Origin of the sequence: Pseudomonas sp. D1-36, assembly GCF_051132205.1 — a bacterium.
GTDB lineage: Bacteria > Pseudomonadota > Gammaproteobacteria > Pseudomonadales > Pseudomonadaceae > Aquipseudomonas.
The window spans coordinates 3,842,228-3,861,605 of the sequence record NZ_CP071674.1; the positions used below are offsets into that span (position 1 = coordinate 3,842,228).

General features: G+C 60.8%; 23 protein-coding genes. 11 read left to right on the plus strand and 12 right to left on the minus strand.

Annotated elements, in window-relative coordinates; translation table 11 throughout:
* Window positions 1-12 precede the first annotated feature (12 nt).
* Window positions 13-234 (minus strand): DUF1127 domain-containing protein, encoded by a 222-nt coding sequence (locus J3P76_RS16975; protein WP_420764797.1) that lies wholly within the window; start codon window positions 232-234, stop codon window positions 13-15.
* A gap of 97 nt (window positions 235-331) precedes the next feature.
* On the opposite strand from J3P76_RS16975, the gene J3P76_RS16980 reads away from it, so the two are divergent.
* Entirely contained in the window at window positions 332-1,186 is an 855-nt protein-coding gene (locus J3P76_RS16980; RefSeq protein ID WP_420764840.1) for a LysR substrate-binding domain-containing protein, read from the plus strand.
* Here J3P76_RS16980 and J3P76_RS16985 read toward each other — a convergent pair.
* The gene (locus J3P76_RS16985) at window positions 1,176-1,925 is read right to left on the minus strand and encodes a sulfite exporter TauE/SafE family protein (RefSeq protein WP_434701003.1); all 750 of its coding nucleotides are present in this window, start codon (window positions 1,923-1,925) and stop codon (window positions 1,176-1,178) included. The genes J3P76_RS16980 and J3P76_RS16985 overlap by 11 nt on opposite strands.
* Window positions 1,926-2,072: 147 nt before the next feature.
* Here J3P76_RS16985 and J3P76_RS16990 point away from each other — a divergent pair, with 147 nt between their 5' ends.
* From J3P76_RS16990 to J3P76_RS17000, 3 genes are all read left to right on the plus strand, one after another.
* Entirely contained in the window at window positions 2,073-2,534 is a 462-nt protein-coding gene (locus tag J3P76_RS16990) for a MarR family winged helix-turn-helix transcriptional regulator (protein WP_434563134.1), read from the plus strand.
* A 297-nt stretch (window positions 2,535-2,831) separates the two neighbouring features.
* The gene (locus J3P76_RS16995; protein ID WP_434563132.1) at window positions 2,832-3,251 is read left to right on the plus strand and encodes an organic hydroperoxide resistance protein; all 420 of its coding nucleotides are present in this window, start codon (window positions 2,832-2,834) and stop codon (window positions 3,249-3,251) included.
* 36 nt (window positions 3,252-3,287) lie between these two features.
* Window positions 3,288-4,301, plus strand: a complete 1,014-nt coding sequence (locus J3P76_RS17000; protein WP_434701004.1) for an alpha/beta hydrolase — start codon at window positions 3,288-3,290, stop codon at window positions 4,299-4,301.
* A 70-nt stretch (window positions 4,302-4,371) separates the two neighbouring features.
* On the opposite strand, the gene J3P76_RS17005 is transcribed toward J3P76_RS17000, so the two are convergent.
* Both J3P76_RS17005 and earP read right to left on the minus strand, forming a co-directional pair.
* Entirely contained in the window at window positions 4,372-4,941 is a 570-nt protein-coding gene (locus tag J3P76_RS17005; RefSeq protein ID WP_007955690.1) for an elongation factor P, read from the minus strand.
* A 48-nt stretch (window positions 4,942-4,989) separates the two neighbouring features.
* Window positions 4,990-6,123: an elongation factor P maturation arginine rhamnosyltransferase EarP gene (gene earP / locus J3P76_RS17010; RefSeq protein ID WP_434701006.1), complete on the minus strand. Its 1,134-nt coding sequence runs from the start codon at window positions 6,121-6,123 to the stop codon at window positions 4,990-4,992.
* A 121-nt stretch (window positions 6,124-6,244) separates the two neighbouring features.
* Here earP and J3P76_RS17015 point away from each other — a divergent pair, with 121 nt between their 5' ends.
* Window positions 6,245-6,631 carry a cytochrome b/b6 domain-containing protein gene (locus J3P76_RS17015; protein WP_434650425.1) on the plus strand — a complete coding sequence of 129 codons (387 nt, stop codon included), beginning with the start codon at window positions 6,245-6,247 and terminating at the stop codon, window positions 6,629-6,631.
* A 2-nt stretch (window positions 6,632-6,633) separates the two neighbouring features.
* Complete coding sequence (locus J3P76_RS17020; RefSeq protein ID WP_434701007.1) at window positions 6,634-7,116, plus strand: GreA/GreB family elongation factor; 483 nt, start codon at window positions 6,634-6,636, stop codon at window positions 7,114-7,116.
* Window positions 7,117-7,122: 6 nt separating this feature from the next.
* Here the strand turns inward: J3P76_RS17020 and cysB are convergent, their stop codons facing one another.
* From cysB to J3P76_RS17040, 4 genes are all read right to left on the minus strand, one after another.
* Window positions 7,123-8,097: an HTH-type transcriptional regulator CysB gene (gene cysB, locus J3P76_RS17025; protein ID WP_003183769.1), complete on the minus strand. Its 975-nt coding sequence runs from the start codon at window positions 8,095-8,097 to the stop codon at window positions 7,123-7,125.
* 110 nt (window positions 8,098-8,207) lie between these two features.
* Entirely contained in the window at window positions 8,208-8,708 is a 501-nt protein-coding gene (locus J3P76_RS17030) for a universal stress protein (RefSeq protein WP_420764805.1), read from the minus strand.
* 96 nt (window positions 8,709-8,804) lie between these two features.
* Window positions 8,805-9,710 carry a 5'-nucleotidase gene (locus tag J3P76_RS17035; RefSeq protein WP_420764806.1) on the minus strand — a complete coding sequence of 302 codons (906 nt, stop codon included), beginning with the start codon at window positions 9,708-9,710 and terminating at the stop codon, window positions 8,805-8,807.
* Between the two features lie 18 nt (window positions 9,711-9,728).
* Window positions 9,729-10,694 (minus strand): putative 2-dehydropantoate 2-reductase, encoded by a 966-nt coding sequence (locus tag J3P76_RS17040; protein WP_434610410.1) that lies wholly within the window; start codon window positions 10,692-10,694, stop codon window positions 9,729-9,731.
* Between the two features lie 214 nt (window positions 10,695-10,908).
* On the opposite strand from J3P76_RS17040, the gene J3P76_RS17045 reads away from it, so the two are divergent.
* The gene (locus J3P76_RS17045; protein ID WP_420764808.1) at window positions 10,909-11,985 is read left to right on the plus strand and encodes a 3-deoxy-7-phosphoheptulonate synthase; all 1,077 of its coding nucleotides are present in this window, start codon (window positions 10,909-10,911) and stop codon (window positions 11,983-11,985) included.
* An 83-nt stretch (window positions 11,986-12,068) separates the two neighbouring features.
* Here the strand turns inward: J3P76_RS17045 and J3P76_RS17050 are convergent, their stop codons facing one another.
* Window positions 12,069-12,350, minus strand: coding sequence for a GNAT family N-acetyltransferase (locus J3P76_RS17050; RefSeq protein ID WP_420764809.1), 282 nt, complete (start codon window positions 12,348-12,350; stop codon window positions 12,069-12,071).
* 635 nt (window positions 12,351-12,985) lie between these two features.
* On the opposite strand from J3P76_RS17050, the gene oprI reads away from it, so the two are divergent.
* On the plus strand, window positions 12,986-13,237 hold the full coding sequence (gene oprI / locus J3P76_RS17055; RefSeq protein ID WP_011335311.1) for an outer membrane lipoprotei OprI: 252 nt from the start codon (window positions 12,986-12,988) through the stop codon (window positions 13,235-13,237).
* Between the two features lie 123 nt (window positions 13,238-13,360).
* Here the strand turns inward: oprI and J3P76_RS17060 are convergent, their stop codons facing one another.
* The 3 genes from J3P76_RS17060 to J3P76_RS17070 all read right to left on the minus strand — a co-directional run bounded on the left by J3P76_RS17060 (window position 13,361) and on the right by J3P76_RS17070 (window position 15,531).
* On the minus strand, window positions 13,361-14,332 hold the full coding sequence (locus J3P76_RS17060; RefSeq protein ID WP_434563123.1) for a L,D-transpeptidase family protein: 972 nt from the start codon (window positions 14,330-14,332) through the stop codon (window positions 13,361-13,363).
* A 243-nt stretch (window positions 14,333-14,575) separates the two neighbouring features.
* Window positions 14,576-14,869 (minus strand): hypothetical protein, encoded by a 294-nt coding sequence (locus J3P76_RS17065; RefSeq protein WP_041020059.1) that lies wholly within the window; start codon window positions 14,867-14,869, stop codon window positions 14,576-14,578.
* Between the two features lie 56 nt (window positions 14,870-14,925).
* Window positions 14,926-15,531, minus strand: coding sequence for an arylesterase (locus J3P76_RS17070; protein WP_434563121.1), 606 nt, complete (start codon window positions 15,529-15,531; stop codon window positions 14,926-14,928).
* 10 nt (window positions 15,532-15,541) lie between these two features.
* On the opposite strand from J3P76_RS17070, the gene J3P76_RS17075 reads away from it, so the two are divergent.
* The 3 genes from J3P76_RS17075 to greB are packed head-to-tail and all read left to right on the plus strand — an operon-like array spanning window position 15,542 to window position 19,261.
* Window positions 15,542-16,225, plus strand: coding sequence for an ABC transporter ATP-binding protein (locus tag J3P76_RS17075; RefSeq protein WP_039588896.1), 684 nt, complete (start codon window positions 15,542-15,544; stop codon window positions 16,223-16,225).
* A complete protein-coding gene (locus tag J3P76_RS17080; RefSeq protein WP_434610405.1) occupies window positions 16,225-18,729 on the plus strand; it encodes an ABC transporter permease in 2,505 nt (834 codons plus the stop codon). The genes J3P76_RS17075 and J3P76_RS17080 overlap by 1 nt, the downstream gene beginning before the upstream one ends.
* 34 nt (window positions 18,730-18,763) lie before the next feature.
* Window positions 18,764-19,261, plus strand: coding sequence for a transcription elongation factor GreB (gene greB, locus J3P76_RS17085; RefSeq protein WP_420764813.1), 498 nt, complete (start codon window positions 18,764-18,766; stop codon window positions 19,259-19,261).
* Window positions 19,262-19,378: the final 117 nt, after the last annotated feature.

The window sequence follows — 19,378 nt, forward strand, 5'->3', positions numbered from 1 at the left end:
GGGAAGGATGGCTCATTTGTGCATTGGGTCATCCCAGAATGGCCGGACCACTTCTTTTTCCACGTCGGCACGGCTGACGCCGATGTCCTTGAGCGCCTCGTCGCTCAGGCCGGCAAGCAATTCACGTTCATGGTGCAATTCATACCAGCGGCTAAACTTGTGCAGCAGATCGCTGAGGGAAAACCGGTGGAATGAGTGCTTGTCTATCGATACATACCCTTTCTGACCTTTCATCGTCATGTCCTCCGTTGGGGGTAGCTCAAGTCTCGCGCCAAGGCTAAGATCAATCCAACGAATGTTTCTTATGCAATACATCTCGGAGATTGATCCATTGTCGAGTTACCCGAGCATCGATACGGAAGTGCTGCGGACCTTTGTCGCGATCGCCGATCAGGGTGGTTTCACCCGTGCCGGGGAATTGGTCAACCGTACGCAATCCGCGGTCAGCATGCAGATGAAGCGCCTGGAGGAAGACGTGTTGCAGCGTCGGCTGTTCGAGCGCGACGGGCGACAAGTCAAGCTCACCGCCGAGGGCCAGGTGTTGCTGGGTTATGCCCGGCGCATCCTCAAGTTGCACAGCGAAGTGTTCAATACCCTGCGCGAACCCCATATGGTCGGCACGGTCCGCATCGGCACACCGGATGATTATGTGATGCGCTTTCTGCCAGGCATCCTGCAGCGCTTCGCCCAGTTCTATCCGCTGATCGAAATCGAGGTGCATTGCGAATCATCCAAGCAATTGCTGCTGCGCCAGGACCTGGACCTGTCCATCGTCACTCGCAAGCCTGGGGATGAAATAGGCCAGTTGCTGCGCAAGGAACGTTTTGTCTGGGCCGAAGCGGCGTGCTTCAACACCCATGAGCAAACGCCCCTGCCGCTGGCTATGTTCAACAGCGATTGCTTCTGCCGGCAGTGGGCCTGCAATGCGCTGGACGCCATGGGACGCGATTACCGCGTGGCCTATAACAGCTCGAGCTTGTCGGCGATCATGGCGGTGGTAGGCGCGGGCCTGGCAATCACTGCGCAACTGGAAAGCCTGCTGACCCCTGACATGCGCGTCCTCGGCGAGGCCGAGAACCTGCCGGAGCTGCCCGAGGCCAGCATCATGCTGATCCGCAACCTGCACAATCCGTCGCCGATCACCGAATGCCTGGCCGAACACATCGTGGAAGGCTTCAAACTTTAAAGATGAGCAGTACGGCGCACAGCACCAGGAAACCGCAGAACAGCCCACGCAACAGTCGCTCCGGCAAGGCGTGGGCGACCTTCACGCCCCAGCTGATGCTCATCAGCCCACCGACTGCCAGCGGCACGCCGATCCACCAGTCCACTTCATGATGAAACGCATAAGTGACAAGGGTCACGCCGGTACTGGGCAAGGCCAACGACAGCGACAGGCCCTGGGCAACTACCTGAGTCGTGCCGAACACACTGGTGAGGAACGGCGTTGCGACAACGGCCCCACCCACACCAAACAGGCCACCCATCGTTCCTGAAGCCGCACCCAACACGCCGAGCCATGGCCAACCGTGGCGCATCTGCGCCGAAGCGGGCGCCGTGGTGGTGAACATTCGGATGAGGTTATATGCAGCCAAAACAACCAAGAACACCACGAAGCCGATGCGCATGCTTTCGGCGTCAACGCCCACGGCCCAGATAGAGCCGAGCCAGGCGAAGCAGAATCCCATGGACGCCAACGGCAGGACATGACGCAACTCGATGCGATTGCGCTGGTGATAACGCCACAGCGCCAGCATGACGTTAGGCACCACCATCACCAATGCCGTGCCCTGGGCAATCTGCTGGTCCAGGCCGAACCATACGCCCAGCACCGGTATCGCAATCAGCCCGCCACCGATGCCGAACAATCCCCCCAAGGTGCCCAACGCGGCGCCCAACAGCAAATACAGCACGACCTCGATCACAGACCACTCTCCCCTTAATCAGGGCGCCTATCCTACGCAGTTGCCGAGACCGAGGAAACGCAACACCTGATCAAGTCGTCAGAATTATCTGGTGCATTAAAGATTCGTCCGCTAGATTCGTAATCATCTTTGACGAAAGGTTTTGCCATGAGCACCCAACGCGACACCCCCGACCCTTGCGAAGCCCTTTTGCTGGACAACCAGGTCTGTTTCGCCCTGCACTCGACATCGCTGTTGATGACCAAGGTGTACAAGCCACTGCTCCAAGCCCTGGGCCTGACCTATCCGCAGTATCTGGCGATGATGGTGCTGTGGGAAAAAGACGGTTTGACCGTCGGTGAAATCAGCACCCGCCTGCTCACTGACCCGGGCTCCCTGACACCATTGCTCAAGCGCCTGGAGGCCGAGGGCCTATTGAGCCGCACCCGCAGCCGTGAGGACGAGCGCGTGGTGATCGTCGAGCTCACCGAGCAAGGCCGCGCCTTGCAGAAAAAGGCCCTCGACATCCCCCAATGCATCCTCGCCGCCAGCGGCCAGACGTTGGAGCAACTGAAGAAACTGCAGCATGATCTCCAGCAGTTGCGTGGGCACTTGCAAGACAGCCTGTAACTTCAGGAACACCGCCGGCTCTATGTGGGACCGAGCCTGCTCGCGAAGGCGCCGGCGAATCCAATACCCCTCCCCTTGACCTTCCGCCCTTCCCGTCAAAACCCCCGCATCGAAAAATTTTCAACCCCATCGAACCGCTCTAGAACAGCCCCTCCAGCCATTTCCGGCTTGCTAATTCATATTCTCGGCAAAAAATTTATCTTGCGCGCAAATTATTAGCGCTATACATTCTCTCCACACCTACTTAGCGCGCAAACATTTAGCGCAAACAACCAACCTGAAAACAAGGCACCCACCATGAAAACGCTCTACACCGCAATCGCAACTTCCACCGGCGGCCGTGACGGTCGTGCTATCTCCAGCGACAACATTCTCGACGTCAAACTCGCCACGCCAAAAGAACTCGGCGGCGCAGGCGGTGCGGCGACCAACCCTGAACAACTGTTCGCCGCCGGTTACTCGGCCTGCTTCATCGGCGCGTTGAAATTCGTCGCCAGCCAGACCAAACGCAAGATCCCAGACGACGCCTCTATCTCTGCCCATGTCGGCATCGGCCAGATTCCTGGTGGTTTCGGTCTCGACATCGACCTGCACATCAGCCTGCCGGGCCTCGACCAGGCCGACGCCCAGAGCCTCGTCGATGCCGCGCACCAGGTGTGCCCTTACTCCAACGCCACCCGCGGCAACGTTGATGTGCGCCTGCACGTGACCGTTTGATCTTCGCCCCTCGAACCTGAATTTAAGGAGATGCACATGAGCACTTTCAGCAAAACCCTGACCGGCGCCCTTCTCGCCCTGAGCGTTAGCAACGCTTTCGCCGACGGCATCGTCGAACACAACACCCAGGCCTTCCTCGACGCGCTGAACGCCGGCACCGGCAAGCCGCTGGAGCAGTTGTCGCCCAAAGACGCCCGCGCAGTACTGGTCGGCGCCCAGGCCGGTGTGAAGTTGACGCTGCCCAAGGCCGATGTCAGCGAGAAAACCATCAAGGTCGATGGACAATCGATCAGCCTGACCATCGTTCGTCCGGCCGGTATCAAGGGTGAGCTGCCCGTGTTCATGTTCTTCCACGGCGGAGGCTGGGTGCTGGGGGACTTCCCAACCCATGAACGCCTGGTTCGCGACCTGGTGGCGGGTTCGGGCGCCGTCGCGGTGTTTGTCAACTACACGCCTTCACCCGAAGCGCGTTACCCGGTGGCGATCAACCAGGCTTATGCCGCAACCAAGTGGGTGGCCGAGCACGGTAAGGAAATCAATGTCGATGGCAAGCGCCTGGCGGTAGCGGGCAACAGCGTTGGCGGTAACATGGCTGCGGTCGTGGCGCTGATGGCCAAGGACAAGGGCACCCCGGCGATCCGCTTCCAAGCGCTGTTATGGCCGGTGACCGATGCCAATTTCGAGACGGCGTCCTACAACCAGTTCGCCGAAGGGCATTTCCTCAGCAAGAACATGATGAAGTGGTTCTGGGACAACTACACCACCGATGCCGGGCAGCGCAACGAGATCTATGCGTCGCCATTGCGGGCAACCACCGCGCAGCTCAAGGGCCTGCCGCCCGCGCTGGTGCAGACTGCCGAGGCTGACGTACTGCGCGACGAAGGCGAAGCCTACGCCCGCAAACTGGACGCGGCCGGCGTGCCAGTCACGGCTGTCCGTTACAACGGCATGATCCACGACTATGGCTTGCTCAACGTCGTGAGCCAGGTGCCAGCGGTGCGCTCGGCGATGTTGCAAGCGTCCCAAGAACTCAAGGAACACCTGAAGTAACAGGGCCCCTGGGAGCAAGAATGAAAAAGCCCGACTCAATGGTCGGGCTTTTTCGTACAAGAGACTTCGCTTATTTAGCGCGGCCTTTGTAGGAACCGCCTTCGCGGGTATCGATCTCGATCATGTCGCCGATTTCGATGAAGTCAGCAACCGACAGCTCGGTACCGTTCTTCAGTTTGGCAGGCTTCATCACCTTGCCGGAAGTATCACCGCGAGCGGAGCCTTCGGTGTAGTCAACCTGACGCACGATGGTGGTCGGCAGTTCTACGGAAACCAGGCGGCCTTCGAAGAATACGGCTTCGCAGACGTCGGTCATGCCTTCTTCAACGAATGGCAGAACGCTTTCGATGTCTTCGGCGTTCAGTTCGTACATGGTGTAGTCAGTGGTGTCCATGAACGTGTAGGAGTCGCCGCTGATGAAGGACAGGGTCGCTTCTTTACGGTCCAGGATCACGTCGTCCAGCTTGTCGTCCGCACCGTAGACGGTTTCGGTCTTGTAGCCGGTCAGCAGGTTTTTCAGCTTGGTCTTCATGATCGCGCTGTTACGACCCGACTTGGTGAATTCAGCTTTCTGAACCAGCCAAGGATCGTTGTCGATACGAATCACGGTACCGGGTTTGAGTTCTTTACCAGTTTTCATTGCGAATATCCGAATTTGGATGGGATTTACAAAAATCTAGGCCGCGTATCATATCCAATTTCGGTAAAACTTCACCAGCGCCGTGGCGAGATCGGCTCGCGAGGCCTGTTCCAGGCACCATGCCTGGGCGTGTTCGGCCAGTTCACGCCGCGCTTCGCCAGTGGCTTTCCAGTGCTCGGCCATGTCCTGGCCGGCATTCCAGGCCCGCCAAAGACCGCTGATCGCTTTTTCCGCCGAAGCCGAAAGACCTTGGGTGTACAACGCGAGAAACGCTTCGAGTTTTTCCAGATGGACGTCTTCTTCCTGCTGGTAGATGTGCCAGAGCAACGGCCGCCCGGCCCATTGCGCACGTACGAACGAGTCTTCGCCACGCACAGCGTTGAAATCGCAGCACCACAGGAGCCGGTCGTAATCATCCTGCCTAATAAAGGGCAGCACCTGCACCGTCAGGGCGCCGCGGCGATGCAGCGCGCCGGACTCCAAGCCATCCACGCCCAGCCAGCGCTCCACATCGCCCAGGACCCGACCTTCGGGAACCAATACATGGGATGCGCGCGCATCGGTCGCCATCGCCTCGAACCAGCTCGCCAGTCCGGCGTTCTCATAGGCGAACAGCGAGATCAGGCGCGCTCCGGGTTCCCGCACGACGCCCAATCCATGCAGGAAATTTCGCTGCGCCACGTCATCCTGTTGAAACAGCCGACGATGCTCCAGCAGGCCGGCCTCACGCAGCAAGCCCCCCGTTCCCTCTTGGAAACCAGGAAAAAAGAAATATTTCTGTACATGCTTGTACTTGACCGACGGCAGGCCATGGCAACCGATGACCCAGTCTTCGGCGCTCAAGTAGTCGAGGTTCATCCATAACGGCGTCACCTCGCGTTCGGCCATCGCGTCCATATAGGCACTGGGCAATTGGCAGGCGAAGGCTGCTATCACAACGTCCGCCGCGTCGGTGTCGCACCATTGCGTGGGCCAGTGTCGGACCTGTACACCCTCCTGCCATTGTTCACAAAGGCCGACGTCGATCTCGGGGCACAGCCGCTCGAAAGCACGCAAGTCATCGACCCAAAGCCGCACCGCGCATCGATGCTCGGCCACCAATTGCCGGGCCAGGCGCCACGTGACGCCGATGTCGCCAAAGTTATCCACGACGGTGCAAAAAATATCCCAGCGCACGGTCATTCCCGACTCCCTGTGGCAAAGCCTGATTGTCCCGCATTGACCCCGTATTGCAGAAGGGCCGACGGCGATTAATCTTCATGCGACAATCAGCGCCTATCCATGCCCCTGCCAGGAAGCAGTCATGCCTGATCATCCCCCCGCCCCGCGCCTCACAGCCCTGCGATTGACCGTCAGTATTGCCCTGGGCCTGTGGCTGGGGTTTGTCGCCATCGTTCTGACGGGCTGGTTGCTGTCCAGGTTCCTGTTCGATGAACAACTGGCCCCGGTGGCCGCCGCGGTCCATCAACTGGCGCAACCGCCAGCGGTGCAACCGGCGCCCGAGCCGCCCACGCCGATGTTCGAGCAGTACCAGCAGAATCTGCAGAAGAACGAGCAGCGCCAGGCGTTGGAACAGGTGCGCAACAATACTCGCAACCTGTCCAACCCCAAATGCCAGTTCTGGCTGCAACAGGACCAGAACGCGCCCAGCGAGAAAAGCCGCGCCAATGTCCTGCAATTTTGCGAGTGATCATGAACAAGCAGACCGTTCACCAATTGATCCTCGACAAGCTCAAGGTTGACCTCGACGTCGCCGAGCGCGCCGCGCAAACCGCTTATGAAACCGCGACCCACGAGGAAAACATCGCCGAAAACAAGTACGACACCCTTGGTCTCGAAGCGTCCTACCTTGCCGCGGGGCAAGCCAGGCGCGTAGAGGAAATCCGCCAGGCCCTCGCCCTCTGCCAGAACCTGGCGCTAAGGCCTTACGATGCGCAACGCGGCATCCAGGTCGGCACCTTGATCGGACTGGAAGATGAAGATGGCCGCCAACAGTGGCTGTTCCTGGGGCCGGATGCGGCGGGGCTGAAGGTGTCGCTGGTGGGTCAGCCGATCACCGTCATCACCCCTCGCTCGCCGCTGGGCCGAGGCCTGCTGGGCAAATTCGAAGGGGATGAAGTGGAGATCGTCGTGGCGGGCGCCCGGCAACAGTTCGCTGTCACCGAGGCGATTTAATCCAGCTTAGTGCACCGGCAATTCGACGCCGTCGAACAGCTCTTCGAGTTCCTGCTTGTTGTGGCACTGGATGGCCTTGGCCATCACCTCCCGAGTGAGGTGCGGCGCGAATTTCTCGATGAAATCGCACATGAAGCCACGCAGGAAGGTGCCACGACGGAAGCCGATCTTGGTCACGCTGGATTCGAACAGCTCGCTGGCATCCAACACCACCAGGTCATTGTCGAGCTTGGTATCGACGGCCATCTTCGCCACGATCCCCACACCCAGGCCGAGGCGTACATAAGTCTTGATCACGTCGGCGTCGGCGGCGGTGAACACCACCTTCGGCGTCAGGCCACGATGGCTGAAGGCTTCGTCGAGTTTCGAACGGCCGGTGAAGCCGAACACGTAGGTCACGATCGGGTATTCGGCCAAGGCCTCGAGGGTCAGCTTCGGCAGCTTGGTCAACGGATGGCCCTGGGGCACCACCACGCAGCGGTTCCAGCGATAGCACGGCATCATCACCAGGTCGCCGAACAACTCCAGGGCTTCGGTGGCAATGGCGAAGTCCACGGTGCCATCGGCGGCCATTTCGGCGATCTGCATCGGCGAACCCTGGTGCATGTGCAGCGCCACGTCCGGATATTGCTTGATGAAATTGCTGATCACCGGCGGCAGCGCATAACGGGCCTGGGTGTGCGTGGTCGCGATGGACAGGGTGCCTTTCTTCTCGTTGGAAAATTCCTGGGCGATCTGCTTGATGCTTTCGACCTTGCGCAGGATCTCGCCAGCCGTGGTGATGATGCGCTCACCGGCCGGGGTGACACGGGTCAGGTGCTTGCCGCTGCGGGCGAAGACTTCGACGCCCAGTTCGTCTTCCAACAGGCGGATCTGCTTGCTGATGCCAGGTTGCGACGTGTAGAGGCTTTGGGCGGTAGCGGAAACGTTGAGGTCGTGGTGCGCCACTTCCCAGATGTAGCGCAATTGTTGAAGCTTCATATGTATCCCTCAAAGCAGTTGGATGCGACGGGCATCAGCGACGGCATATAACTATATGAATGGTTGTATTAATAAATCTAGAACTTTTTATAAAAAGCCATCATTTAGCCTTAGGTCTCCCCGTGGCGCCGGCGCTGCACCAGCGGCACCAGGTAGACCGGCACCCGGGATAACTGCAATACCCGTGCGGCGGTCCTCCCCAAAGGGGTCTCGCCATTCGCCCCCTGGCAATGACTGCCTACGATCAACAAATCGACGGAGAGTTTCGCGGCCTGCTCGAGAATGACCTGGGAAGGATCACCCTGGAATACCCTCACCGACTTGATCAGCTTCAAGTCCTGCTGCCCCTCCCCCAATTCCTCGCGAAAATTGTCGAGTACCCGCTGCTCGATATTGGCCATCACCGTATTCAGACCCTGGCGATGAAATTCGTTCAGCGCGTGCTCGTCGAGGTAGCTTTGCAACACCGACTCGGCGAACAGCCCCATCGGTTCCACCGCATGCACTACATACAACTCGGCTTCAAACGTCCGTGCCAACGCCAAGGCATGCTGCATCACATAAGGGGCATAAAGGCCCAGGTCTGTGGCGTACAGCATCGAACGAATCATGTGACCTCCTCGAATGCCTGAATGGCGGAGATTGATTCAGCTTAGCAGCGCCCCGACGAGTGCGACGTGCGGCGTGACGCTCCCCGCAACGGGTGGTCAGAGCTTCACTTCGTTACTGATGCCATGGGGCACGTGCCCGGTGGCGACCACTTCCCGGGCAAGCTCGCAATGTCCGGTCTGGTCGTCGAAAAACACGTCGGCGGCAAAAGCCTCGAGAAAGGCCGACTTGGTCAAGCCGCCCAGGAACAGCGACTCGTCGAGTCGGATATCCCATTCGCGCAACGTGCGAATGACCCGTTCGTGGGCCGGCGCCGAACGGGCCGTCACCAATGCCGTGCGGATCGGGCAAGCATCCTCGGGAAACTCGCGTTGCAGCGCATTGAGCGCCGCCAGGAAGCCCTTGAATGGCCCCCCTCGCAGCGGCTCGCGCGCGGCCTGGCGTTCACTGGCCTGGAAGGCTTCCAGGCCACCGCTCTGATAGACGCGTTCCGACTCGTCGGAAAACAGCACCGCATCACCGTCGAAAGCAATGCGCAATTCCTCGCTGGCGGCACGGCTGGCGCCCCCCGACAGAATTGTCGCGGCCGCAAATCCCGCGTCCAGGGCGCTGCGCACGTCTTCGGCATGGGTGGACAAAAACAGGTCGCAGCCGAAGGCCTTCAGATAAGGGTATGGACTGCGGCCCCCAACGAATGCGGCGCGGGAAATCGCCAAGCCATAATGGTGGATCGAGTTGAATACCCGCAGGCCAGTATCGGCGCTGTTTCGCGACACCAGGATGACTTCGACACGGGCGCGCCCAAGGTGCTCGTTGAGGTTGAGCAGTTTCTGCACCAGGGCGAAGGCGTCCCCCGGCTCCAGGACCTCGTCTTCATGCTCGATCTGGTATTGCCGATAGGCCTCGACGCCACTCGACAGATAGACCTTGTGGCTTTCGCGCAAATCGAACAAGGCCCGCGATGAAATCGCCAGCACCAGCTTGTCATCGATGTTATTTGCCATGTTGCCCCCTTTCGCCTGTCAACGGTTGCGGCGATCCAGGAACGCCAGCGCCTGATGCAACGCTTCGATCTTCGGCAGCTCGCAGCCTGCCGCCTTGGCCGCCGCCAATGGCCGGGCGTAGATTGCCTCCAGCTCCAGCGGCCGTTTATGGGCGTAATCGTGATACATGCTCGGCCAATAGTCGGGCATTTTTTCGGTCATCGTGAACAGATAATCCGCATACCCAGGCGCGATCTGATGGCCGCAGGCCTGCGCACCGCGTACCACCTCGCCCATGAGCGCCTGGATCAGCCCGCGACTGTGATCATTCGCCATCAACGGCGAGGTGCTGGCGCCCAGCAGCACCGACAGACCGTTATACGGTACGTTCCACACCAGCTTCTGCCAACGAGCCTGTTGCAGGTCGGGCATCGCCTGGGAGTCGATGCCGGCGCCACGGAACAGACCCGCCGCCTCTTCGACGATCGCCATGCGCTCAGCCTGGTCCTGGCAGGGACCACTGTGATAGCCGATGTTGACCGCACCGAGCGCCTGGTGAGCGATGACGCCCGGGCCGACACGATTCACGCAGATCAGGCACAGGCCACCCAACAGGTGCAGCGAATCGGGCAACAACGGCCGCAGATCGTCTTCGACATCGAGGCCGTTCTGCAGCAACAGGATTTTCGCCCCATCGGCCGCCGCCTGGATGATCGCCGGTGCCAGGTCGGCATTGCTGGTGGTCTTGGCGCCCACCAGCAGCCACTCGCAAGGCGGCATCTGCTCAGCCGAGCGGTACGCCTGGACCGGGTCGAGGCTCAGCGTGCCATGGACATCGCTGTCGATCCGCAGGCCGCCCTCGGCGACGGCGGCAAATTCGCTGCGCAACAAGAAGTGAACGTCGTGACCGGCCCGGGCCAGCATCACACCGTAAAACCCACCGATCGCCCCGGTGCCGATCATGCCGATCCTGCCGCTCCCGGGCCTAGCGCCTGCCTGCGTCATGCAACTCCCCCTCTCTGACAATCCCCGCGCATCATTACACAGGACCCACGCTTCGTGGCGAGGACCCTGCCCGCCGCAATTAAAGCGGCCCCTGCCCATTGTCGAGCCACCTCCGAACGCGCTAAGGTTCGGCTCCCCGACGCGCTTAACTTCGCTGTGCACCGCCGCGCGGGGATCGCTGGCGGCCGGCACCCGTGACCTTACGAGTAACACGATGGCTGATTTACCGATCAATGACCTAAACGTCGCCTCCAACGAGACCCTCATCACGCCTGACCAACTCAAGCGCGATATCCCCCTGAGCGACGCTGCCCTGCGCACCGTGACCAAGGGCCGGGAAGTCATCCGCAACATTCTCGACGGCACCGACCATCGCCTGTTCGTGGTCATCGGGCCTTGCTCGATCCATGACATCAAGGCTGCCCACGAATACGCCGAGCGCCTGAAGGTACTCGCCGCGGAAGTTTCCGACACGTTGTACTTGGTAATGCGGGTGTATTTCGAGAAGCCTCGGACGACCGTTGGCTGGAAGGGCCTGATCAACGACCCGTACCTGGACGACTCCTTCAAGATCCAGGACGGCCTGCATATCGGTCGCCAATTGCTGCTGGACCTGGCCGAAATGGGCCTGCCCACCGCCACCGAAGCCCTGGACCCGATCTCTCCGCAATATTTGCAGGACCTGATCAGCTGGTCGGCCATCGGCGCACGCACCACCGAATCCCAGACCCACCGGGAAATGGCCTCCGGCCTGTCCTCGGCGGTGGGCTTCAAGAACGGCACCGACGGCGGCCTGACTGTGGCGATCAACGCCTTGCAGTCGGTTTCCAGCCCGCACCGTTTCCTGGGCATCAACCAGGAAGGTGGCGTCTCGATCGTCACCACCAAGGGCAACGCCTACGGCCACGTGGTATTGCGCGGCGGCAACGGCAAGCCGAACTATGATTCGGTCAGTGTCGCCCTGTGTGAGCAGGCGCTGGACAAGGCCAAGGTCAAGCCGAACATCATGGTCGATTGCAGCCACGCCAACTCCAACAAGGACCCGGCGCTGCAGCCGCTGGTGATGGAAAACGTTGCCAACCAGATCCTGGAAGGCAACCAATCAATCATCGGCCTGATGGTGGAAAGTCATTTGAACTGGGGCTGCCAGGCGATCCCGAAAGACCTCGCCGATTTGCAGTACGGCGTCTCCATCACCGACGCCTGCATCGACTGGGGCACCACCGAGAAAACCTTGCGCAGCATGCACGCCAAGCTCAAGGACGTGCTGCCAAAGCGTCAGCGCAGCTGATCGATCGCTTCGACAGATAAAACACCAGCATAAAAAAACGCCGGGCTTTTCAGCCCGGCGTTTTTTTGGGGAACCGTTGGGTGTCAGAGCTTCGCCGCGTGCCGCTGGTGACGCTCCATGTATCGCTCCACATAGGAGCAGGACGGGATCACCGTGTAGCCCATTTCCTCGGCGTACTGCAGGGCCGCTTCAGTCAGCTTCGCCGCGATTCCCCTGCCACGCAACGCGTTGGGCACGAACGTGCGATAGATATCCAGGGTCTGCTTGCCCAGGTCCATGTAGGTCAGATAGGCACGATGACCGTCCACAATGGTCTCGAACTGATGACCAGCCTGGTCATGGTGGATGGTAACCGCCTCGCTCATCACTACTCCTCGCGGGTCTGAATGCCGACCCCTACCTTACCGATGTTTTTCCGGCGAAGGAACATCTACGCCACCCCGTGCCTGCTTGGTCACCGAGCGCAAAAAATCAATCGCTCAAACCCGAGCACGTCGTGAATAGTAGGCACCAATGACGCAAATGCTCAAGGCACGCCTGTCACTGAAGGGATAAACCCCGGCGGGTTTATCGATTGAGCGTCACGCTCACCCTGTAGTCGATCAAGGCGCAATAGCTGAACATCGCCAGTTGTTGAGTCTTGAGACGAGCGCCGATTGTTAAAGTCACCGCCGTTACCAATAAAAGATGTGCCGGCGGTTGCGCAAAAAATGAGCAAAAGTCTAGGAGAATCAATAAACAGCGACTTTAGCGCTCTGCAATGAGTTGGTCTGCCCAGCGGAACTTTTCTTCACCGCCGCGCTCCATTCCGGAGGTTGGGCTGTGCGTTTTTTAAACAGCACTCAGAAAAGTTGCTTGAAAAAGAATCACCGCCTACAATTTTTTTGCTTCTTGCGCTACGTCAGTTTACTTACTACAAGTAATGAGTAGTATGTACGCCGGCTAACTCCTCACTCTGGGGAGACAGTCATTAAATAGAAAGTCCTTGAAGGGGAACACGATGAACAACGTTCTGAAATTCTCTGCTCTGGCCCTGGCCGCAGTTCTGGCTACCGGTTGCAGCAGCGCATCGAAAGAAACCGAAGCCCGTCTGACTGCTACCGAAGACGCAGCAGCTCGCGCCCAAGCTCGTGCAGACGAAGCCTACCGTAAAGCTGATGAAGCTCTGGCTGCTGCTCAAAAAGCACAACAGACTGCTGACGAAGCTAACGAGCGTGCTCTGCGCATGCTGGAAAAAGCTAGCCGCAAGTAATAGTCCTTCGGGATTGTTATCGAGCCGACCTGTTACTGGGTCGGCTTTTTTATTGCCCTGAGTTTTTGCAAGGCAAAAAAAACCGCCGAGGTCGCAAGAAGTCGGCGGTTTGCTTCAGGACAGTTACTGGGGCATGTCGACCGGGGCGCTCGAGACCATCGGGGCCGATGCACTTGGCACTGCGATTTCCACCGGCAGGCCATCTTCGGCAGCTACCACGTCACGCACCACGTCCCAGTTCATGCGCAAGTTGCTGGTGATGTCCTCACGCTTGAGCATCGCATTGATGACCGCGGTGTGCTTGTCCACCACGGACGGGTTGCCCTTGTCGTCCAGGGGCGTATGGGCTTCCAGGTAAACCTTGCCGCCACTGAGGCCCAACTTGTACGGATCGTTGATGATTCGTACCGAAGTGCCCACCGGCACCATGCCGGCCATCTCCAGGACGTTGTTGTTGAACATACGGAAACAGCCGTGGCTGGTACGCATGCCAATGCCAAACTTCTTGTTCGATCCATGGATCAGGTAGCCCGGCGTACCCAGGGTGAACTTGAACGGGCCCAATGGATTGTCAGGACCGGCCGGCACGACATTCGGCAGCGGGTCGCCATCAGCGGCGTGTTCGGCCTTGATCGAGGCCGGAGGCGTCCAGGTCGGGTTAGGCGTCTTGGCGATGATGCTGGTGCGCGCAATGGGCGAACCCCAACCTTCGCGGCCAATCCCCAGTGGGAACGTATAGACCACGTTCCGGCCCTTGGGGAAATAGTAGAGGCGATATTCGGCGAGGTTGATCACGATGCCTTCGCGCGGGCCCGGAGGAAGAATGAAACGGGTCGGCAGGACAATCTCGGTGCCAGCACCCGGCAACCACGGATCGACCCCGGGGTTGGCCGCCACCATCTCGGTATAGCCCAAGTCATAGGTGGTACCCAGGTCAGCGAAGGTATCTTCGTATTTGGCCTTGATGACCTGCACCTGGCCGACGATGTCTTCGCCCGGTGGGGGCAGGGGCAACTCCAACGCAGCAACGGGACCAGCCATACACAGGGCGGCAAGAGACAGGCAGCGGGCGACGGCAGGCAAGCGCGGCAACATCCGGGAAATCCTTCGCAGATCGAACAAGGGGTATCGAAACGGCGATTGTACACTGCCCCCCGTTATTTCGGGGAGAGCGGCACCGGAGTGTCCGATGCGCAGCATGCCGGGGGATCAACTGAAACCCTGTGGGAGCGAGCTTGCTCGCGATTGGCGGTGGGCCTGCCTGCACTGTATGGGACTGTGCCGGCCCTATCGCGAGCAAGCTCGCTCCCACAAAAGCGATACTCTGGGCCAGAAGGATCACAACTCGAACCGCAACTCCGGCCAGATTGGCGAGGTGCCGCGTTTCTGCGACTCCAGGATCGCCCGGCACAAGGAACACAGGCGGTGATCCTGGAAAATCCTGCGATCGACCCCGGACCAACGTGGCTGGGCCGGCAACAGGCTGCCGCACAGGGTCCGGTCGGCCGATCCGCCCAGTTCCAACTGCCGGGTCACCAGGTGCACCCGTACTTCCTGGCAGGCGAACAGATCCAGCTGCTCGTCAGGCTCGATCAGTTGGTAGGCAAACAGGGACCAGGCGGGACGCGGCATCGGGGGCTCCAAATCGGGGGCGCCACATTAGCCGAAACACCGCCTGTAGAAAAGCGTCAAAGCAGCGGTTTCAGCGTCGGCCAGACATTTTCCAGCAACTTGCCCTGAGCCGCGACGGACGGGTGCAACCCGTCGCCTTGCATCATCCCTGGGACACCTCCCACATCCTTGAGAAAAAACGGCACCAGCGGCACCTTCTTCTCCTCGGCCAAGGTGGTGTAGACCTTCGCGAAAGCCTCGGTGTAGCGCCGCCCATAGTTGGGCGGCAACTGCATGCCCAGCAAGATCACCTTCGCACCGCTGGCGCGAGAGCTCTCGATCATCGCTGCAAGGTTTTGTTGCAATTGTGTTGGCGGCTGTCCGCGCAGCCCATCGTTGCCTCCCAACTCCAGAACCACCACCTCCGGCTTATGGGCCGCAAGCAGCGTCGGCAGGCGCGCCAGGCCACCTGCACTGGTGTCGCCACTGATCGAGGCATTGACCACTTTATCGTCGAAACCCTCGGCCTTGAGCCGTTGTTCTAGCAACGACACCCAGCCTTGCCGGGTATCCAGGCCGAAAGCCGCGCTGATACTATCGCCAACGATCAGGACTGTACCCGCCGCTGCGTTCTGGACCATGCACATCAAGGCCAGGCCGGCACTCAAAAACCACACACGCATCGGATTCTCCATGGGCTCAAGCATTCTCACCGCGACGGACCTTAGCAAAGTGGTTCCCAGCGCGGAAGGTGAACTGACCATCCTGCACGAACTCAGCCTGGAACTGAACAAGGGCGACAGCCTGGCCATCGTCGGCGCGTCCGGTTCCGGCAAGTCGACGCTGCTCGGCCTGCTGGCCGGGCTCGACCTGCCCAGCAAGGGCGAAGTGACCCTCGCCGGCCAAGCCCTCAGCGCATTGGACGAGGATCAGCGGGCACGGGTTCGCGCCGAACATGTCGGCTTCGTCTTCCAGTCTTTCCAGCTGCTCGACAGCCTCAACGCGCTGGAGAACGTCATGCTGCCGCTGGAACTGGACGGCCGCAAGGACGCCCGGGAGCGCGCCACGCAACTGCTGCAACGGGTCGGGCTCGGCCAGCGGTTGACTCACTCGCCACGCCAGCTCTCCGGCGGCGAACAACAGCGCGTTGCGATCGCCCGCGCCTTTGCCGCCGAACCCGACGTTCTGTTTGCCGACGAGCCTACCGGCAACCTAGACAGCCACACTGGCGAACGCATCAGCGATCTGCTGTTCGAGCTGAACAAGGAACGCGGTACGACCCTGGTGCTGGTCACCCACGACGAACGCCTGGCCCATCGCTGCCGGCGCCTGATCCGACTTGAAGCCGGCCAGATGGTCGCGCCCCTGGAGCCTTGATGGCACGCTTGCCCCTGCTGCGCCTGTTCAGTCTTGCCATTCGCCAGTTGCTGCGCGACGCCCGCGCCGGCGAGCTGCGCGTGCTGTTCTTCGCCTTGCTGGTGGCCGTGGCGGCAAGCACCGCCATCGGCTACTTCGGCGCCCGGCTCAACGGCGCGATGATGATGCGCGCCACCGAGTTCCTCGGCGCCGACCTGCTGCTCGAAGGCAGCTCCCCCGCCCGCCCGGAACAGATTCGCAGCGGCTCCGAACTGGGCCTGGAACATGCCCGCGTGGTGGAGTTTTCCAGTGTCGTTGCCACCGACAACGGTATCCAGCTGTCCAGCGTCAAGGCAGCCGATGACATCTACCCCTTGCGCGGCGAACTGAAGAGCGCCCCCGCGCCCCTTGCACAGGAGGAAACGGGCGGACGTCCAGCCCCGGGTGAGGCCTGGGTGGAGGCGCGGCTGCTGACCGCCCTGGACCTGAAGATCGGTGACAGCATCGATGTCGGCAACAAGACCCTTCGCCTGAGCCGGGTGCTGACCTACGAACCGGATCGCGCCGGCAACTTCTACAGCCTTACACCGCGAGTCATGATCAACCTCAAGGATCTGGACGCCACGGGCGTGGTGCAACCGGGCAGCCGCGTCAGCTATCGCGACCTGTGGCGAGGCCCGGCCCCGGCACTGCAAACCTACCGCGACCTGGTCAAGCCAGGCCTGGAACCCAACCAGCGTCTGCAGGATGCCCGCGATGGCAACCGGCAGATCGGAGGCGCCCTGGGCAAGGCCGAGCGCTACCTGAACATGGCCAGCCTGGTGGCGGTGCTGTTGTCCGGCGTGGCCGTCGCCCTCTCCGCCAACCGCTTCGCCACCCGGCGCTTCGACGCCAGCGCGCTGTTGCGTTGTCTCGGCCTGTCGCGCCGGGAAGCCATGGTGCTGTTCAGCCTGCAATTGACAGTGCTGGGCCTGCTGGCCAGTATCAGCGGCGCCCTCCTTGGCTGGATCGCCCAACTGGGGCTGTTCGCCTTGCTGCATGACCTGTTGCCGACCACCGTGCCGCCAGGCGGCCTGTTGCCGGCGATCGCGGGGATCGGCACCGGGCTGGTGGCGCTGGCGGGGTTCGCCTTGCCGCCGTTGGCCGCACTGGGCCGGGTCCCGCCGCTGCGCGTACTGCGCCGGGACATGCTGCCGATCCCCTCCAGTACCTGGGTGGTCTACGGCGCCGCATTGGGTGCCCTTGGGCTGATCATGTGGCGCCTGAGCCTGGACCTGGTGCTCACGTTTGCCCTGCTCGGTGGCGGCGTGATTGCCGCGCTGGTCCTTGGTGGCCTGCTGCTGCTGGCATTGCAGAGCCTGCGTCGGATGCTGGCCCGCGCCTCGCTGCCCTGGCGCCTGGGGCTCGGCCAGTTGCTGCGCCACCCGCTGGCCGCGGCGGGCCAGGCCCTGGCATTCGGCCTGATCCTGTTGTCCATGGCATTGATTGCGTTGCTGCGCGGCGAGTTGTTGGATACCTGGCAAAACCAGCTGCCCAAGAACGCTCCGAACTATTTCGCCCTGAACATCCTGCCCAACGACAAACAGGCGTTCGCCGACAAGCTGATGGAACTGTCCGCGCAGTCGGCCCCGCTGTATCCCGTGGTACCGGGGCGGCTCATCAGCATCAACGGCGAGCCGGCCAAGGAATTCGTGACCAAAGACTCGGCGGGCGACCGCGCGCTGCAGCGCGACCTGAGCCTGACCTGGGCCGCGGATCTGCCTGCGGGCAATGTGGTGACCGCCGGAAACTGGTGGCCTCAACAGCCACCGGACGATATTCCAGGAGTGTCGGTGGAAGGCAAGGTGGCCGAAAACCTCAAGATCAAGCTGGGCGACCGCCTGGTGTTCAATGTCGGGGGTCTCAACCGGGAGGCGAAGGTCACCAGCCTGCGGGAAATCAATTGGGACAATTTCCAGCCAAACTTCTTCATGATTTTCCAGCCCGGCACCTTGAAGGATCTTCCGGCCACCTACCTCACCAGCTTCTATCTGGCAGCCGGTCACGACCAGCAGATTGTCGACCTGTCACGGGCGTTCCCCGCCGTGACGATCCTGCAGGTGGAAGCCCTGCTCGAACAACTGCGCAGCATCCTCGCCCAGGTGACGCTGGCCGTGGAATATGTGCTGCTGTTCGTGCTCGCGGCGGGGATGGCCGTGCTGTTCTCAGGCTTGCAAGCCACGCTCGATGAAAGGATTCGCCAAGGCGCATTGCTACGCGCCCTCGGTGCCGAGCGGCCACTGCTGACCAAGGCCCGGCGCATCGAATTCGGTTTGCTGGGCGCGGTCAGCGGCTTGCTGGCCGCCCTGGGCTCGGAGTTGGTGAGCCTGGTGCTTTACCGGTACGCATTCGACCTGCCATGGCATCCGCATCCATGGCTGCTGGTGCTGCCATTGGTGGGTGCTTTGCTGATCGGTGCAGCGGGCGTATTTGGTACCCGCCGAGCGCTCAACGCCAGCCCGCTGACAGTGTTGCGCGAGGGTTGATAGACTTCCGGCTTCGCTATCACAAGAAGTTGCCATGAGTCGCTATCGCCCTCCCCGCACCGCCGGCACCGCGCTGATCACCCCCGAAGGTGAGGCGCGGATGCGCGCTGAACTCCACGAACTCTGGCACGTGCGCCGCCCCCAGGTGACCCAATCGGTCAGCGAGGCGGCGGCCCAGGGCGATCGTTCGGAAAACGCCGAATACACTTACGGCAAGAAGATGCTGCGGGAAATCGACAGTCGCGTGCGCTTCCTCACCAAGCGCCTCGAAGCGCTCAAGGTCGTCAGTGAAAAGCCCAGCGACCCAAACAAGGTTTATTTCGGCGCCTGGGTCACCGTGGAAGATGAAGAAGGCAACGAGTCCCGCTATCGCATCGTCGGGCCCGATGAGCTGGATTTGAAACAGAACCTGATCAGCATCGACTCGCCGCTGGCCCGCGCATTGATCGGCAAGGCCCTTGATGCCGAAGCCCGAGTCCAAACGCCTGCCGGCGAGCAACTTATATATATAACCCACATCGAATACCTGTAAAAACCAAAGAAAATTAATCCGCGGACATATCGCGGCACAACGACAAGCAACTTGTTATTTGACATCAACAGGTTCATCCGGGAAATTGAAAGTGCGCCGAGGGCGCACTTTTTATTA